Here is a 16,846-nt window from a genome sequence, read left to right on the forward strand (position 1 = left end):
GGGTACGGATACGGGCCGGCGGCCCCGGGTGCGGTGCGGCCCGGGGTGTCGTGCTGCGGGGCAGGGCGAGGCTAGGGGCGGTGAGTTAGCCGCCGGTTATGCTCCGTGCGGCCGGCGGGCTCGGCGGGGGCCGCCGCGTCCTCGCCGAGGGAGAGCGCGAAGAGCCGTACGAGCGGGTGGAACAGGTAGCAGGGCTGGCCCCGCTCGTCCGCGCCGCTGACCTCGAGCAGCGCGGCGTCGGCGAGCGCCTCGAGCAGCCGCTCCGCCTCGCCCTCCGGCCGGTTCAGCGCGAGCGCGGCGTCCGCGGCGGGGAACGGCTGCGGCCCCAGGCCGGCCAGGACCGGGAACACCTCCCGCACCTCGGGGACCAGCGCCCGCCAGGACGGCAGCAGCGAGGTGTGCACGTCCAGGTCGCCGGAGTGCAGCTCCCGCAGCCGGGTCGCCGGATCGGCGAGCCGGCCCGCCAGCCGGTCGGGACTGCACCGCGGCCGGGCGGCGATCCGCGTCCCGACGATCCGCAGGGCCAGCGGGAGCCCGGCGCAGTGTTCGACGATCGCCGAGGCCGCGCGGGGTGCGGCGGCCAGCCGGTCGGGTCCGGCCGCGGCGGCGAGCAGCGCCATCGAATCCCGCGCCTCCAGGGGCGCGAGGGCCACGGTGTGCGCCCCGGCCACGGTGGGCAGCGCCGTACGCCCGGTGACCAGCACGGCCGGCTCAGGGGTGTTGGGCAGCAGCGGGCCCAGCTGGGCGGCTCCGGAGGCGTTGTCCAGCACGATCAGCAGCTGCCTGCCCCTGGTCCGCTCGCGGTAGAGGCGTACGAGGTGGTCCTGGTCCGCGGTGACCGGTACGTCGTCCACCGGGCCCAGCGCGCGCAGCAGGTGCAGCAGGACCCGGGTGGGGTGCCGCGGCGTGCCGTCGGGGGAGCGGAGGTCGGCGTACAGCTGCCCGTCGGGGAAGTCCCGCTGGCAGCGGTGTGCCGCGTGGACGGCCAGGGCCGTCTTCCCGAGCCCGGCCATACCGGTCACCAGGACCCGCCGGGGCCGCCCGGCGCTCTGTCTCTCGGGGGCCAGCGCCCGGCACAGCAGACCCAGTTCGCGCTCCCGGCCGGTGAAGTCGACGGTGTCCGGGGGCAGCATCGCGGGCGCGGGATGGCCGGAACCGTCCGGCCCGCTCGGCCGGGCGGGCGAGAGCAGGGCCGGAGCGGGGCGCGGACGCCGGTCCAGCGTGCCGTCGAGCAGGGCCCGGTAGGTCGACTGGAGCCCTTCGCCGGGGTTCACGCCCAGTTCCTCGGAGAGCACCGCGCGGCCGTGGTGGTAGAGGTGGATGGCGTCCGCCTGGCGCCCGGACCTGTACAGAGCCGTCATCAGCTGGCATCGGATGCGCTCGCGCAGGGGGAACTCAGCCACCAGGCCGGTGAGTTCGCCCGTGATCTGCTCGTGCCGGCCGAGGGCCAGGTCCGCGGTGATGCGGAGTTCCAGGGCCACGGTCCGGGCTTCTATCAGACGCGGTGCCTCCGCGTCGGCGAGATATTCCGTCGCGTTGGCGAAAGGCAGGCCGTTCCACTTGGCGAGGGCGTCGCGCAGCAGGTCTCCGGCCTTTTCGAAGTCCTCGCGGAGCAGTGCTTCCCGGCCATCGTGGGCCAGGTCCTCGAATTCCCGCAGATCCAGCGTGGAATTTCCAATGCTCATGGCATATCCAGGCGGCCTGCGGTCGATGAGTGCGTCGGCGCCCAGGATCTTGCGCAAGCGCGAAATGTAGGTGTAGAGCTGTGCGCTGACGGTGGCCGGGGGAGCCCAGCCCCACAGCAGGCGGCACAGCCGCTCGTCGGAGACCACCTCTTCGCGGGCCACGAGGAGCGCCGCGAGCACGGTGTGAAGCTTCGCCCCGGAGAACGGCGCCCGCCGGCCGTCCCGCCGTACCTCGACTGGCCCGAGCACTCGGAATTCCATCTACCGCCCCATCCGTGATTCATGGGAAGAATCTCTGAACGAAGCTAGAGGAGTCCGTTGTTCCCTCGATATCGTGGCGATTTCGTGGGCGGCGCGCGTCATGAAATCGACGGAACATTGAACGAAAAGGAGGCGTCCCTACTGTTCCATTCATGCCGCAGCGAGCGGCGCAGATGCTCCACCGAGAGGGGATTCCCGATGCGTAGCACCCACGCGGCGAAGACGGCGAAGACGACCAAGACGGCGGCGGCCTGCCTGGTGGTACTCGCAGGAGTGTTCGTGGGATCGGGGGGCGCGCTGGCCGCCACGGCTGGTACGGGCACCACCGTCCTGGCGGACGACATGCCCTGGGGCGTCGTCAAGCCGCTGGACCCGCCGCGCCACGGCGGCCACGGCGACCGCACCCAGGACATGCCCTGGGGCTGACCCCGCCCGGCAGATCCCCCCGGGTCGACCGGACCGCGACCGCCGCGGAACGCCGCGGACCTCAGTTCGCGGGGTCGACCAGCAGCCGGGTCAGCTCCTCCGGAGTGAAGGAACGATGCGCCCGCCCTTCCAGGGCCTGGCTCCCCGCATCGCCCCGGCCCCCCGCGCCACTGGCGCCACCTGGGCCACCGGCACCACCGGTACTACCCGGGCCACCGGCACCGTCCCGGCTCCCGGCGCCGTCCCGGCCCTCCGCGCCGCCCGTCCCCGAACCGCCACCCGGTTCCCCGCCCACGCCTCGCACCGCCGCCAGCAGCCGGCCCGCCTGGGCCCGCCAGGGCTGGGCTCCGACCTCGCCGAACGCGGCACACGCACGCCGGAACCGCTCCGCCGCCTCCGCGGTACGGCCGCCGATCGCCTCGACGCACCCGAGATCCGTCTCCACCCGTGCGTAAAGGAAACGGTCCGCCAGCTCATCGGTGATCTCCAGGGCCTGTTGCAGCGTCACCCCCGCCGCTGACAGCAGGCCCTGGCTCCACTGGGCCTGGCCGATCCCGCGCAGCGCGTGCGCCTCCCCGACCCGGTCGCCCTCGCCCCGGGTCAGCCGCAGCACCGCGCGGAACGACTCCGAGGCCTCGTCGAAGTCCCCGCCGCGCAGCCGCACCTCGGCCAGCCGGTACAGGGACTGCGCTTCCGCCCGTACCGACCCGGTGCGCCGGCTCAGCGCCAACGCCCGCTCCGCCAGCGGCAGCGCGGCTCCGGCGTTGCCCCGGTCCAGCTCGATCTGGGCCTGGAAACCGAGCAGGTGCGCCTCGTTGCCCGTGTCACCCGACGCGTGGAAGCCGCCGAGGGCCGCCTCGCAGAACTCCAGGGCCCGCTCCCAGTCCCCCTGGAACCGGGCGCACATCGCCAGGTTCCGCTGCGCGAGCGCCGCGCCGCCCGTGTCCCCGGTGCTGCGCAGCAGCCGCAGGGCGGCCATGTTCCAGCCCTCCGCCTGCTCGTAACGCCGCTGGTAGATCGCCAGGGACCCCAGCAGCCGCAGCATCGTCGCCTCGCCGGGCACGTCACCGGTGCGCCGCGCCGACGCCAGGGCCTGCTCGGCGCACCGCTGCCAGTCCTCCAGGTAGTTCTTCGTCTCGAAGTGCGGTACGGCGCTCTCGGTCAGCGTCCACGCGTACTGCACCCGGTCCGTCTCCGCCGCGTGCGCCACCAGGTCCGTCACGGCGGTGCGCTCCGACTCGAACCAGTCCATCGGCGAGGCCAGCAGCTCGTCGGCGAGCTCGGGGAGGTTTCGGGGGGCGGGCGCCGCCGCCCGCCCGACCGGGAACTCCCTCCCGTCCATCCGCCGGTGCGCCTCCTCGGCCAGCCACAGCCAGGCCGCGAACGCCCGCTCCAGGGCGGCGTCGATCTCGCCCGGGGGCTCGTCCGACTCCGCCCGCTCCCGGGCGAACAGCTTCAGCAGGTCCTGGAACCGGTAGCGTGCGGCCCGCCCGGGCTCCGTCTCGGCGACCTCGAGCAGCTGCGCGTCGACCAGCTGGTCGATCAGTTCCTCCGCGTGCCACACGTCGGTGTCCAGTACGGCCGCCCCCGCCCAGGAGGCGAAGTCCGCCGTCCGCAGCAGCCCGAGCCGCCGGTACATCCGGGCCGCCTCCGGCGGCAGGTCCCGGTAGGTGAGCCGGAACCCGGCCCGGACCCCGCCCTGGCCCGGGCTCAGCACGTCGAGCCGGCGGCGCTGGTCGCGCAGCCGGTCCACGAGGTTCCGTACGCTCAGGCCGGGTTTGGCCGCCAGCCGGGCTCCGGCGATCCGCAGCGCCAGCGGAAGGCAGTCGCACAGCGCGCCCAGCTGCTCCACCGCCACCGGGTCGCTGCCGAACCGCTCGGCGCCCGCGAGCTTGGTGAGCAGGGCCGTCGCCTCGGCCGGCTCCAGCATCGGCAGCCGGATGCGCAGCGCCGTGTAGTCCCCGGTCAGGTCGCCCAGGCTCTCCCGGCTGGTCGCCAGCACCACGCTGCGGCCGCCGCCGGGGAGCAGGGGTCTGAGCTGGGGGAAGGAGCGGACGTTGTCCAGGACGATCAGCGTCTTGCGGGTGCTGAGGAGGCTGCGGAGCAGGGAGGCGCGCTCGTCGGAGTCCGCCGGGATCTGCGGAGCGCCGATCCCGAGGGCGCGCAGGAACCGGTCGAGCACGGCGGCGGGGGAGACCGGGGCGTTCTCCTCGTCGTAGCCGCGCAGGTCCGCGAAGAGCTGGCCGTCGGGGAACCGGTCGGCGACCTGGCTGGCCCAGTGGACGGCCAGCGCGGTCTTGCCCACCCCGCCGACGCCGACGATGGTCGCCAGCGCCGGAGTGTGCGGGGTGTACGGCTCGCGCAACAGCCGGTCCAGAGCGGCCATTTCCCGCTGCCGTCCGGTGAAAGCCATCACGTCCGGGGGTAATTGGGCCGGAATGGTGTGAAGGGCGGTCGGCGCGGCGGGCTCGGCGGTCGTGGGCCGGGTCAGCTCCGGGGAGTCCCGCAGGATCAGATCGTGCAACTGCCGCAGCCCCGGACCGGGTTCGATCCCGAGTTCCTCGATCAGCAGCCGCCGGCCGTGCAGGAACGCGTCGAGCGCCTCGGCGCGCTGCCCCGAACGGTACAAGGCCAGCATGAGGTGCTCGCGGGACTGCTCGCGCAGCGGGTGCCGTGCCACCAGCTCGGAGAGTTCGCCGGTGAGGGCCCGGTGCCGGCCCAGCTGGAGCATCAGCCCGGCCCGTTCCTCGATCAGCGCGAGCCGCATCTGTTCGAGCCGGGTCGCCTCCGCCTCGAGCCGGGAGCCCGCGGGTTCGTCCAGCGCGGCCCCCCGCCAGATGCTCAGCGCTTCCTCGAAGAGCGCGCAGGCCTCCTCGGCCCGTCCGTGCCGGGCGGCGTCGCGCCCCTGCTCGGACCGCTCCGCGAACTCCTGCACATCGACCCGGTGTTCGCCCTTGGCCAGCAGGTAGCCGGGGGGAGAGGTGATCAGCAGGTCGGACACCCCGGCCTGCTTGAACGACTTGCGCAGGGTCGCGACGCAGATGGCGATCTGGTTGCGGGCCGTCGCGGGGGGTGTTTCGGGCCAGACGGCATCCACAAGGGTGTCCACCGACACGACGCGGTCGGCGTTCAGTACGAGCATGGCGAGGACGGTGGCCTGGCGCCGTCCATTGATCCGCAACGGTCCCTCATCGGTCTGGACGACCAGCGGTCCCAGCACTCTGAAGACAAACCGATTCAAAACGTCCCCCGGCAGTGAAGCCCCCGCTTCAGGCCGGAACGCTACCGCAAGGAGGAATCCCCAGTGCAGTCAACAGTTGGGAAAAACAGGGGTGTTTTCCGGTCGACTCTTCCGGCGCCCGGACCTCGCCTCCGGACGGGGTGCCTCCGCGGCGGGGAGCGAGGACAGCGTGTCCGACAGGCCCCGCAGCACCTCGGAGAAACGGCGCGTCTCCTCCGCGCCGCCGAGCCGCTCGGACAGCTGCCGGGTCAGTTCGGCGAGGCAGGAATCGACCTCCCGCATCGCCGCCAGGCCCTGTTCGGTGGCGGCGAGCAGCTTGGCGCGCCGGTGGGCCGGATTGTCCGAGTAGGCCGCCAGACCCTGTGCCACCAGCAGGTCCGCTATGCGCTGGACGCTCTGCCGGGACGTCCCCACCCGCCGGGCCACATCCGACACCGAGAGCTGTTCGGCCGCGACCGAGCTGAGTATCTGCCAGCGCGCGGCGCTGAGTCCGCTGGGGAGCGCGAGCCGGTCGAGCGCCGCGGTGAAGCGTCCGTTCAGCCGGAACACCGCCACCGCGGCACGGCTGAACGCCTCCGCCGCTCCTGATTCCCCCGAGCGCGTCACCTTTGGTCCCCCTCCGTAGGTCTTGCGGGCGCTGCACGATAACAGCGCGTGGTCAGGCGGACGAGAGCCGTGCCGCGGCTTCGTCCGGCACGGCGAGGCGGCGTCATGATGGCTCGAAATGAGCGCGTCGAGGGGCATGAGCGCGCCATTTGCGCGCAGGTGTGCCCCCGATGGGAAGGGGCGCGCCCGCGCCGGGGTGATCGTGGAGCACCGCGTGGGCACGGCGGCGCACGGCTGCATTCGAGGGGCGCCCCATTCCGGCCACGCGCCCCCGCACGCCCCCCGCGGCCACGTTCCGTCCGCCCGGTACCGGGGCAGCCGGTTGATGCCGCTCAGGAGTCAGTCCCCAAGGAGAGTCAGTGATGACGAAAGTGCTCGTCCTGCACAGTGTCAGTCTCGTCGGGTCCGCCCTCGCCGCCCTGCTGAGATCCGAAGGGGACTTCGACGTCACGTCGACGGGGTGGCATACGGCGGCACGGCGCGCGGAGACCTTATGTCCGGACGTGACGGTCGTCGACGTCGACTGTCCGGGGGCGACGGCCGTCCTGGCGGGTGACGGCCGCTCCCGTCGCCGCGTACTGGCCCCGCCCACCCCGCTCCTCGTGCTGGCCACGGCCGGTACCCCGGGCACGCTCGGCCGGGCCTTCCAGGCCGAGGCCCGCGGATACGTGGACAAGGACGGCTCCCCCGGCCGGCTCGTCCGCGCCGTGCGCAAGCTCGCCGCGGGCGAGCGCTTCATCGACGCGTCCCTGGCCTCCGCGTTCATGGAGGCCGACCCCGTGCCGCTCAGTGCCCGCGAGCTGAGCGTGCTGGCCCGCGCCGCCGAGGGCGACTCGGTCGCCGAGATCGCCCGCGCCCTGCACCTGGCCAGCGGAACGGTGCGCAACTACATGGCCGCCGTGACCCGCAAGACCGGCGCCCGCAACCGCATAGACGCCATACGGATATCCCGCAGGAAGGGCTGGGTGTAGACCCCGCGCCCGGCGCACGCGGGCGGTCCGGCCCCACGAGACCCGACAGACCCCGCCCCGGCGCACGCCACCCGCTCCGTGCCGGCGTGATCCGGCCGTCTTCAGCCCGGCGCGACCCCGCCGTCCGCGCCCCACATCCCGACGAGATCCCGGTACAGGGGCGACCTGGCCGGGAGTTCCGCATGCGTGCCGCACACCGCCCGGGTCCCGTCGAGTACGAGGACCCGGTCGGCCCGTACCGCCGACGAGATCCGGTGGGCCACCACGACCAGGGTGCCGGGGCGGGCCGCGAGCGCCCGCTCGGCCCGTTCCTCGGTCCGCGGGTCGAGGTGGCACGTGGCCTCGTCGAGCAGGAGCAGCGGGGCGGGGGAGAGGTGGGCGGCGGTCAGGGCCAGCAGCTGCCGCTCGCCCTGGGAGAGCGCGCCGGGGTCGACGACCGCGTCGGGGCCGCCGAGCCGCTCCAGCAGTTCCGCCGTCCCCAGCGCGTCCGCGGCCCGCCGCAGCCGGGCCTGCGGCACGGCGTCCGGCTCGGGACACAGGTGGGTCAGGTTCTCGCGGACCGTGCCGGTGAACACGTACGCCTGCTGCGGCAGGAGCGTCCGCCGCGGGTCCGGGGGGCCGCCCGGCCGCCGCCGCGCGGGTGCACCGGCCACCAGCACCGTGCCCCGGTCGGGGGTGAGCATCCCGGCGAGCAGGGCGGTCAGCGTGGACTTGCCGATGCCGCTCGGCCCGACTACCGCGAGGTGCTCGCCGGGACGCAGGGTCAGGTCGAGCGCGTCCAGTACGGGATGCGCGTGCGGCCCGTACGCGAAGGTCACCCCCCGCAGTTCCGCGGCCGGCACGCCCGGCCGCACGGGACCGGGGGTGGGGCCGGCGGCGGGGCCGCGGGCGTGGGCGTTGCCCGTGCCGGGGGCCGCCTTCGCCGACGCGGGCCGGGATGCCGTCGGTGGCGGCGTCGGTTGCGGTTGCGGTGGCGTCGGCAGGGGGGCGGCAGGCGGCGGGCAGAACCGCTCCAGCACCACCACCAGCCGGGTCCCGGCGGAACCGAGCGCGGCCATCAGGGTGTTGAGCGCGGGCAGCAGCGACTGCACCAGATAGGTCAGCGCGCCGGCGAGGGTCCCGGCGGTGACGCCCCGGCCGAGCAGCCAGGGCGTGGCCGCCAGCAGGGCGACGACGGGCGCCCGCCCCGCGCAGCCGAGGGCCAGCGTGCGGACGGCCCCCCAGCGGGCGAGCCGACCGGTGAGCTTCGCCTGGGCGGCGATCAGCGGCTCCACCCCGGCGGCCGCCGCCCGGCCGGCTCCGCAGGCCACCACGTCGCGCAGTCCCGCGGCCAGTTCGCCCACCCGCGCGGCGAGGGCCTCGTCGGTGTCCAGGGCCGCGCGCTGCACGGCCGCCATGGGACGCAGCGTGGCGAGGAACGCCGCAAGCCCCAGCAGCAGCGGGGGGATCACGACCAGCAGCAGGACGGGCGCGAGCGCGGCCATGCCGGCCAGTGCGCCCGCGGTGGTGAACAGGAACGAACGGGCCGTCAGCACCAGCCCGGCGAAGGAGTCGCGCGCCATCTCGGTCTGCTGTGTCAGCCGGGACACCGCGCTCGCGTCGGCGGCGCGGGCCGGATCGCCCACCGCCCGGTCCAGGGCGTGGCGCACGGCCCGGCGCACCAGCCCGTCCCGCAGCGGTTCGACGAGGTCCGCGAGCCCGGCGAACACCCCGCGCAGCGCGAGCCCGCCGAGGAGCGCGCCCGCCCCGGCGACGCCGAGCCAGGCGAGCCCGGTTCCGGTCCGCCCCGCCAGGAAGCCGTCGTCGAGCGCACGGGCCACGCCGTATCCGCCGAGGAAGGTGTGCGCGGACTCCAGCAGCGACCAGAGCGCGAGCGTGCCGAGCGTGCGGGTGCGGCCGCGCAGGAACCGGCGGGCCTCCGGGGCCACCCGTCCCCAGGATCCCTCGCCGCCGCTCATACGGCGGGCTCCCCGACGGCGGGCTCTCCGACGGCGGGCTCTCCGACGGCGGGCCGCGGCCCGGTCCCCGGCCCGGCTCCCGGAGCACCCTCCGTCTTCCGTACGGACGGCCCGGCCGAAGCCGACGGTTCACCCGCCGCGCCGGTTTCGGCTCCGGCCTCCGGGCCCGCCGCCGTCTCCGTGCCGGCCGGGGCGGCGAACACCGCCCGGTACGCCGGGTCCCGCCACAGCGCGGCGTGGCCGCCCGTGCCCCTGACCCGGCCGTCCTCCAGCCAGACCACCAGATCGGCCCGGGCCGCCGAGGAGATCCGGTGGGCCACCACGATCCGGGTGCCCGGCCGGACCGCGTGCGCCAGCGCCCGCTCGACCTCGCGCGCGGTGACGGTGTCGAGGCCGGACGTGGCGTCGTCGAGCACGAGCAGCCGGCCCGCGTTCAGGAACGCCCGTGCCAGACCGAGGCGTTGGAACTCGCCGCCCGACAGCGGGGCGTCTGCCAGCGGGGTGTCGTAGCCGTCGGGCAGGCGCCTGACGAACGGCTCGGCTCCGGCCGCCCGGACCGCGGCCCCGACCGCGCCGGGCGCCGGCGGCGGCTCCGCGCCGAAGGACACCGCGCCGGTGACGGTCCCGCCCAGCAGGGCCGGCCGGTCGAAGGCGTGGCCCACCGCCGCCCGCAGCGCCCGCGCCGACAGCAGCGCCAGCGGGACCCCGTCGAGGAGCACCTCGCCGGCGTCGGGGTCGGTGAGGCGCCCGGCCACGGCGGCGAGCAGGGTCTTGCCCGCTCCGGACCGGCCCACGACGGCGACGGTGGCGCCGCCGGGAACCAGCAGGCTGACGTCGTCCAGGACCGCCTTCCCGGCGCGCACCACCCGTACGCCGCGCAGCTCCAGGGTGCCCGGCCCGTCCTCGGGCAACTCGGCCGTACCGTAGGTCAGTTCGGGGAGGACGAAGAGGGCGGCGGTACGCCGGGCCGCGGCCCGGCCGCGCACCACGGCCGCCAGCCGCCCGGTGACGGCGCCGACCCCGGCCGCCAGGCCCGCGTACCGTACGGCGGCGAGCAGCGCGCCGACTCCCAGGGCTCCGGCCGCCAGGCGCATGCCGCCCACGGCGAGGACCGCGTACAGCAGCAGCGGCATCAGGGCCGAGGTCCGGGCGGTCGTGCCGCCGTAGACCCGCCACATCTGCCGCCCCTCGACGCCGAGTTCGGGCAGTCCTGCCAGGATCCGGGCGCGTTCCCGGCCCACGGTCCCGGCGGCGGCGATGGTCCGGGCCCCGGCGAGTGCCTCGACGAGCCGGCCCGCCATGACGAGCTGCACCCGCTGGTAGCGGGAGACGCTGGCGGCCGAGTCCCGGGCGAAGGCGCGCAGCAGGACGACCAGCAGCGGGATGCCGACGACGAAGGCGAGCGCCGTCCACACGTCGATGAGGAAGAGGGCCACGAGCCCGCCGACCGGCGGCAGGAGCGAGGCGACCGCGCCGGCCGCGGCGGCCGGCGCGGTGCCCGCCTCGGTGGCGTGGGCGGTCAGCCGCGCGGCGAGCTCCCCGGGCGCGTACCGCTGCGCGTGGTGCGGGGAGGTCCCCAGCAGCCGGGCCAGCCCGAGTCGCCGCAGCCAGGCAGTGGAACGGCCGTCCACCTGCCCGGTCAGCAGGGTCGTCAGGGCGTCCAGCAGGACTTCGGCGAGGACGATCGCGGCGCACCACAGGGTCCACGTGGGGCCGGCCGGGTCACGCCGCAGCAGCAGGTCGAGGGTGTGGCCGAGGACGGCCGGTTCGGCGAGGGCCGCCAAGGCGGCGGCGACCGAGCACGCGCCGACGGCCGCGGTCCGCCCCGCGGTGTGCCGGGCGGCGGCCACCAGGGCCCGGTCACCGCTGTGCGCGAGCGCCGCCTCGCCGGTGGGATCGGGCGGGGTCATCGGCGGATGCTCCAGACGTGTGGTGCGGACATCGGGCGCGGACGGGAGGGGCGGACACCGGCACCGGACGGCGGGCGCCCGACACAGGTGCGGAACGTGCTGCGGGACGGAGCGTGCGGAGGTGATGCGCGATGTGCTGTGCGGGATGTGCTGTGCGGAATGTGGTGTGCGGAATGTGGTGCGGGCCCGGGCGGCGAACCGCCCGGGCCCGGGTAGGACCTGTGTCAGTTACAGGTCGTGACGCTCAGGCTGCTGTCTCCGCAGAGGAGCAGGCTGGCGCGGCTGCCACCGCCGGTCGCGGCCTCGGTGGTCTCTTCCTTGGGGGTTTCCATCGACTGCAGGTCGAGAAGGGTCATGTCGTTTTCCTCTTCTTCGAAGGAGTGTTCCGATGGGTCACGGCCCCGGGGTTCGGGACCGGCTCTGGGGCCGCCGCGGCGCGCCGCGGCGGCGGGAGGAACGGCAGCTGCGCGCGCCCGCCGGGCGCGGCGCCGCCGAGGGCGAGCAGGGCGCCCGCGGTGCCCGTGGACAGGTCCATGGACAGGCGCATCAACTGCTCGCCGGGAAAGGCCAGACGGCCCCGGTACGGCACCGCGTGCCGGGCCAGCGCGTCGATCTGGCGGGCGATGTCGGCATCCCGGGTGCCGGGCCCCGGCGTGGTGGTCCGGGCCAGGTGGAGGATCATTCCGGCGGCGCCGCGGAAGAGCCCGGGCTGCGCGTAGAAGGTCGCCTGGGCGGCCCGTACGATCTCCAGCCGGGCCTGCTCGAACCGCGGGTCCGCGGCGTGCCCCAGCCAGTCGTCGAGCACCATGCCGATGCCCACGCTGCCCGCGCCCAGGTAGGGCATCGTGCGCCGGCCCTCGTCCACCTGGAGCGTGCCGAACACGCTGGTCACGCAGTGGTCGAGGTCGCGGTGCAGGGCGTCGCCGGCGCGCAGCAGGTAGTCCCGGTCGCCGGTGCGCTCGTACAGCCGCAGGAAGAGCAGCGCGGGCCCGGATGCGCCGTGCAGCAGGCCCGCGCGGGTCAGCTCCGGGACCGAGCGGGCGGCCAGTTCGGCGCAGCGCACCGCCGCGTCGTGCAGGGCGTCCTCCCCGGTGGACGTGCCGAGCGCGTCCAGGGCCAGTCCGATGCCGGCGAGTCCGCCGTGCAGGTCCGGTCCGACGTGCTGCCAGGGCTGACGCAGCAGCTGCTCCGCGAGGGCGAGCGCCCGGTCCCGGTGGCCGAGCCGCTCCAGGGTCCACGCGGTTCCGGCGAGCCCGTCGTAGAAGCCGAGCGGGGTTCCCGAGCCGGGTTCCTTGGTTCGGGCCAGCAGCCACTCCTCGGCCTCGGGCCACGGCGCCGCTCCGGTCTCGGCCAGGGCGTACAGCACCCCGGCCGCGCCGTACCCGAAGCCGATGCCGCCGCCCTCCGCCGCGAACTGGGCGATGTCGCCCGGGAAGAGCCGGTCCTCGCGGTCGGGCGTGGCCGAGGCCCGGATCGCCGCCGTCATCGAGTCCCTGGCCGCCGCCCAGTCGCCGGGCTCCACGGGGAGGTAGGGCCCGTCCGGGGCGGGTATCCGCCCGCCCCGGCTCCCGCCCCCGCTCCCGGCGGTGGCCCCGTCCGGCCCGGCGAGGATCTCCTCGACGGCCTCGTCGAGGAACCGGCGCGGTACGGGGAACTGCCCGGCGGCGATGTCGGCCAGGTGCACGGCCTTCGCCCGGTCCAGTACGAGCAGGCTCGTCAGCGGCAGGAACAGGGCGAGCCGCAGGCAGGCGAGGGCGTAGCGGTCCACGGCGAAGCCGCGGCGCCCGGGCGGCGCGACGAACGCCGGATTGGCGACCGTCTGCCGCAGCCCCTCGTCGATGTGCGCGGCGGCCTCGAAGTCCAGGAGCGCGACGGACGGTTCGCCCGCCTCGTCCTCCGCGACCATGATGTTGAAGAGGTGCAGGTCGTTGAAGACCACCCCCCGGGCGTGCACGGCGTCGACGGCCTCGGTCACCAGGCGGTGGATCTTCAGCGCCCAGTCCGTGTAGGCGGCGAGCTCCGCGGGGTCCGGGTCTGCCTCGATGAGCGGGTGCCGGTGGGCGAAGTAGGTGTTGAGCGGCTTGCCCTCCAGGTACTGCATGACCAGGAAGTGGTGCTCGCCGACCGTGAAGGTGCCGCGTACCTCCGGTACGCGGTCCAGCCCGGCCAGCCGTTCGAGGGCCGTCCGCTCCCGGTGCAGCCGCTTCACGGCGTCGGCGCCGTCGGCGGCGAGACCCGCGTACGGCCGTGCCTCCTTGAGCACCACCGGCTCACCGGTGCGGGTGTCGCGGCCGGCGTACACCCCGCCGCCGTTGGAGAAGTGCAGGGCCCGCTCGACCGTGTAGGGAACCCCGGCGAGGGTGACGGCGGACCGGGCGTCGAGGTGCGGCTTCAGGAAGCCGGGCAGCTCGAGCCACGCCGGCGGCTGGAACACCGGCCCGCGCGGGTCCGGCACCAGCACGCCGGCCGGGTCCTCGATCGCGGGGACCAGTTCGCCGTGCTCGTCGTAGCAGTGCCGCAGGGTGAAGCTGCCGTACCGCAGGTGTACGGGGCCCGCGCCCCAGCGCAGGTCGCTCAGGATGTACGGGCCGGGTTCGCCGCCGAGCAGGGCGTCGAGGTCCTCGGCGATCCGCCGGCACTGCTCGTCGTCCGCCGGGTAGACGGTCAGGAACTTCCCGCTGGCAGCGCGGTCGGCGTACTTGGCATTGCGCAGGTGCAGCAGGTAGCGGCTCGGCACGAACTTGAAGGCGATGTGCCGCGCCGTGCAGTAGTCGTACACCCGCTCCAGCACGGACTCGGCGTTGTCCAGGCAGGCCGAGACGTGGATCTTCCAGCCCTGGGAGGGCAGTTCGCATCCGAGGGGCCGCAACGCGTACCAGTCCCCGCTGCGGTGCGACTGCCACCCCTGCGGTACGGGGGCGAGCGCGGCCCGGTAGTTCTCCTCGGCCCGCCGGTACGGCGCGTCGTAGAACCACTGGTCGGCGTCGCAGAAGGCGGCGTACCCCTTGTTCACTCCTGCTCCCTCGGTCGGCTGCGGACTTACCGTGTCACCCGCGGCGGGCACCGCGACAGTCACGGCTGTCACCGATGGGGCGTGCAGTACGCATGCGTCACTTGGAACGGAAACGCTCAGGAAGCGGTCCGGGAGGGAAACTTTCCGATCATCGGCAGGCGTGCGGGCCCATCGGGCCCGCCGGGGGCGCGGTGCCTCAGTGCTCGACCAGCCCCGTGACCGGGACCGGAGCGACGTGGCCGGTCGCCGGGAGGCTCCGCGCCAGGGCGAGGCCGACGTCGACCAGGGAGGACCGGCGCAGGGAGGCGACCTCGGGGAACGGGGTCCAGGCCGACCCGACGATCTCGCCGTTCGGCTCGGGCCGGAGCACGCCGCCGGTGATGCGGACCCGGTAGAAGACGCCCACGTTCTGGTGAGAGACGCCCGCGTGCGCCTCGGACGCGGGGATCACCCGCGAGTCCACGCCCAGCAGGAGGTCGACCACCGCGTCGCAGCCGGTCTCCTCGGCGAACTCCCGGACCACCGCGTCGAACGGATCCTCCGCGTGCTCGACCCTGCCGCCCGGAAGGGTCCAGCACCCCGACGCGTGATGGGCGAGCAGGACCCGCCCGTCCTCGACGCACACGGCGTACGCCGCCAGCCGGAAGCCGCCCCGCTGCGGCTCGTCCGCGATCGTCCCGGCCCCACGGCCCGTCTCCTGGTTCATCCGGTCATCTTCACCCACGTGGGCCGGCCTCCCGCACCCCGCTCCCGTCCGGCGCACCGGATCTCCTTCGCGGCCTCCCGCGATCCGGCGGCGCTCCCCGCCACCCGGCCGACGCCGAGGCGCGGGCATGCCGCCGAGCCGGTCCGTTGGTCCGCTCGTGGCCGGTGATCGCGGCTTCAGGCTGTGCCATTGGCCCAGTTTCAGGGAGTCCATTTGAGCCAATGCCCTCGCAGGTGGTTATCTGTGGCGTATCCATGTACTTACGGCGCTGCGCGGCGCCGGACGGCAACGAAGCCGATCCGGAGCGCGGCGCCTTCGCCGTGCCCGTACGCCGCCCACCACCCCCGGGCGGACCGCGCGCCGGCGTGCGCCATCGCGAGGGGGGCGGCACACCGCCGTGAAGAGGATGTTCGTGGCTCCGGATCCGGGGCGCCTGAGGCTGAGGACCTCGTCCCGCGCCGTCGTCGGCGTCGCGCTCGCCGTGCTGACGGCCGAGCTCGCCGGGCTCTCCCTGACCGCCTCCATCACCGGGGGACTGGCGGCCCTGCTCGGCCTCTTCACCGTGCTCGACCCCACCGTGCGCGCCCAGCGGATCACCACCGCCCTGCTCCCGGCCGCCGGGTTCCCGGTGCTGGCGCTGGCCACCACGCTGCACGGCGTACCGCTCGCCCGCGACGGCGCGTTCCTCGCCGTCGTCTTCGCCGGGGTCTACGCCCGCCGCTTCGGCCCGCGCGGACACGCCCTCGGGATCTTCGGCTTCATGATGTTCTTCGTGACGCAGTTCCTGCACGCCGTACCGGCCCAGCTCCCCGAGCTGTTCGCCGCCGTCGGGCTGGCGCTGCTGGCGTCCGCCGCCGTGCGCTTCGTCCTGTGGCCCATCGAGCGCCGCACCCCGCCCGCCGCCGCCCCGCCCGGGCTGCCGGGCAAGGGGATCGCCCGGCCCACCACCCGGCAGGCCTTCCAGGCCACCCTGGCCTGCTCCTTCGCCCTCGGCATCGGGCAGGCGCTCTCCGAGGACCGCTGGTACTGGGCCGTCGGCACCGCCTGGTGGATCTTCGTGAACACCGCCTCCCGGGGCGAGACCCTGGTCCGCGGCTTCCGCCGCGTCGTCGGCACCGTCGCCGGCATCGCCGCGGGGCTGCTGATCGCCGTACCGCTGCACGGGGCGCCCGCCCCGACCGCCGCACTGGTCGCCGTGTGCGTCTTCGGGATCTTCTACACCGCGGCCCCCTCGTACTCCTGGATGATGTTCTTCGTCACCGTCATGGCAGGACTGCTCTACGGGCTCCTCGGGGTCCTGCACCCCGGCCTCCTGCTCCTGCGTTTCCAGGAGACCGCCATCGGCGCCGTCGGAGCCGCCCTCGCCGTGGTCCTCGTGCTCCCGGTCACCACCCACGCCACCAACCACGCCTGGATCCAGCGCGCCCTGCGCTGCGTGCACGCGGCCACCGGCGAAGCGGCGGCCCGCCTCGCCGACACGGCCGGGGCCGACCCCGCCCCGCACGCCGCCGAGCTGGAGCTGCTGCTCGCGCGGGTACGGATGGCCCTCGCCCCGCTGGTGCACCCGCTCAGCCCGTTCCGCGCCCGCAAGGCCCGGGCCCGGCAGGTCATCGCCCTGCTGGACGAATGCGCGCGCGAGGTGCGCGGCCTGGCCGCGGTCGCCGCCGACCCGGCGGCCTCGCACGACGCCCGCCTGGCGGCCGCCTGCTGGCGCGTCGAGGCCGCGGTGGAGGCGCTCACCGCCGGCGAACGGGAGCTGGAGCGGCCCACGCAGGTCCGCCCCGCCGCCACCGAACCGGCCGCCCTGGTCCACCTGCACGGCCTGGAGCGGGCCCTCGCCGAGCTGGCGGCGCCCCTGCGCAGCGACCCCCGGAGCCCCCTGGTCCGAGCCTGAGCCACCCCGGCGCCCGCGGGGCCCGGCCGTGACGGGCGCCCCAGGCTGTGACGGGTACCCCGGGCTGTGACGGGCGCCCCACCCCGGGCTGTGACCGGCACCCCGGCCGTGACCGGCACCCCCGGCCGTGACCGGCCCCCCGGCCGGGCGCGTTCCCCCGTACGACGGCCGCCCC

General features: G+C 75.2%; 11 protein-coding genes. 3 read left to right on the forward strand and 8 right to left on the reverse strand.

Going from position 1 to position 16,846, the window contains the following annotated elements; genetic code table 11:
- Positions 1-71: 71 nt before the first annotated feature.
- Positions 72-1,946, reverse strand: coding sequence for an AfsR/SARP family transcriptional regulator (locus OTB16_RS07270; protein ID WP_267719086.1), 1,875 nt, complete (start codon positions 1,944-1,946; stop codon positions 72-74).
- A gap of 198 nt (positions 1,947-2,144) precedes the next feature.
- Here OTB16_RS07270 and OTB16_RS07275 point away from each other — a divergent pair, with 198 nt between their 5' ends.
- Positions 2,145-2,372 (forward strand): hypothetical protein, encoded by a 228-nt coding sequence (locus OTB16_RS07275; protein ID WP_267719087.1) that lies wholly within the window; start codon positions 2,145-2,147, stop codon positions 2,370-2,372.
- 61 nt (positions 2,373-2,433) lie between these two features.
- Here the strand turns inward: OTB16_RS07275 and OTB16_RS07280 are convergent, their stop codons facing one another.
- Both OTB16_RS07280 and OTB16_RS07285 read right to left on the reverse strand, forming a co-directional pair.
- Positions 2,434-5,553 carry an AfsR/SARP family transcriptional regulator gene (locus OTB16_RS07280; protein ID WP_267719088.1) on the reverse strand — a complete coding sequence of 1,040 codons (3,120 nt, stop codon included), beginning with the start codon at positions 5,551-5,553 and terminating at the stop codon, positions 2,434-2,436.
- Between the two features lie 129 nt (positions 5,554-5,682).
- Entirely contained in the window at positions 5,683-6,357 is a 675-nt protein-coding gene (locus OTB16_RS07285; protein ID WP_324290777.1) for a MarR family winged helix-turn-helix transcriptional regulator, read from the reverse strand.
- A gap of 224 nt (positions 6,358-6,581) precedes the next feature.
- On the opposite strand from OTB16_RS07285, the gene OTB16_RS07290 reads away from it, so the two are divergent.
- Positions 6,582-7,190: a response regulator transcription factor gene (locus OTB16_RS07290; protein WP_267719090.1), complete on the forward strand. Its 609-nt coding sequence runs from the start codon at positions 6,582-6,584 to the stop codon at positions 7,188-7,190.
- A 101-nt stretch (positions 7,191-7,291) separates the two neighbouring features.
- Here the strand turns inward: OTB16_RS07290 and OTB16_RS07295 are convergent, their stop codons facing one another.
- The 5 genes from OTB16_RS07295 to OTB16_RS07315 form a co-directional block, all read right to left on the reverse strand.
- Positions 7,292-9,148, reverse strand: a complete 1,857-nt coding sequence (locus tag OTB16_RS07295) for an ATP-binding cassette domain-containing protein (RefSeq protein ID WP_267719091.1) — start codon at positions 9,146-9,148, stop codon at positions 7,292-7,294.
- The gene (locus tag OTB16_RS07300) at positions 9,145-11,058 is read right to left on the reverse strand and encodes an ATP-binding cassette domain-containing protein (protein ID WP_267719092.1); all 1,914 of its coding nucleotides are present in this window, start codon (positions 11,056-11,058) and stop codon (positions 9,145-9,147) included. Before OTB16_RS07300 ends, OTB16_RS07295 begins: the two co-directional genes overlap by 4 nt.
- A 224-nt stretch (positions 11,059-11,282) precedes the next feature.
- On the reverse strand, positions 11,283-11,414 hold the full coding sequence (locus OTB16_RS07305) for a SapB/AmfS family lanthipeptide (protein ID WP_267719093.1): 132 nt from the start codon (positions 11,412-11,414) through the stop codon (positions 11,283-11,285).
- Positions 11,411-14,071 (reverse strand): class III lanthionine synthetase LanKC, encoded by a 2,661-nt coding sequence (gene lanKC, locus OTB16_RS07310; RefSeq protein ID WP_267719094.1) that lies wholly within the window; start codon positions 14,069-14,071, stop codon positions 11,411-11,413. Before lanKC ends, OTB16_RS07305 begins: the two co-directional genes overlap by 4 nt.
- 196 nt (positions 14,072-14,267) lie before the next feature.
- Positions 14,268-14,777, reverse strand: a complete 510-nt coding sequence (locus OTB16_RS07315) for an NUDIX hydrolase (RefSeq protein WP_267719095.1) — start codon at positions 14,775-14,777, stop codon at positions 14,268-14,270.
- Positions 14,778-15,183: 406 nt separating this feature from the next.
- Between OTB16_RS07315 and OTB16_RS07320 the strand changes: the two genes are divergently transcribed.
- Entirely contained in the window at positions 15,184-16,671 is a 1,488-nt protein-coding gene (locus OTB16_RS07320) for an FUSC family protein (RefSeq protein WP_267719242.1), read from the forward strand.
- Positions 16,672-16,846 lie beyond the last annotated feature (175 nt).

Origin of the sequence: Streptomyces antarcticus, from assembly GCF_026627255.1 — a bacterium.
Lineage (GTDB): Bacteria > Actinomycetota > Actinomycetes > Streptomycetales > Streptomycetaceae > Streptomyces > Streptomyces antarcticus.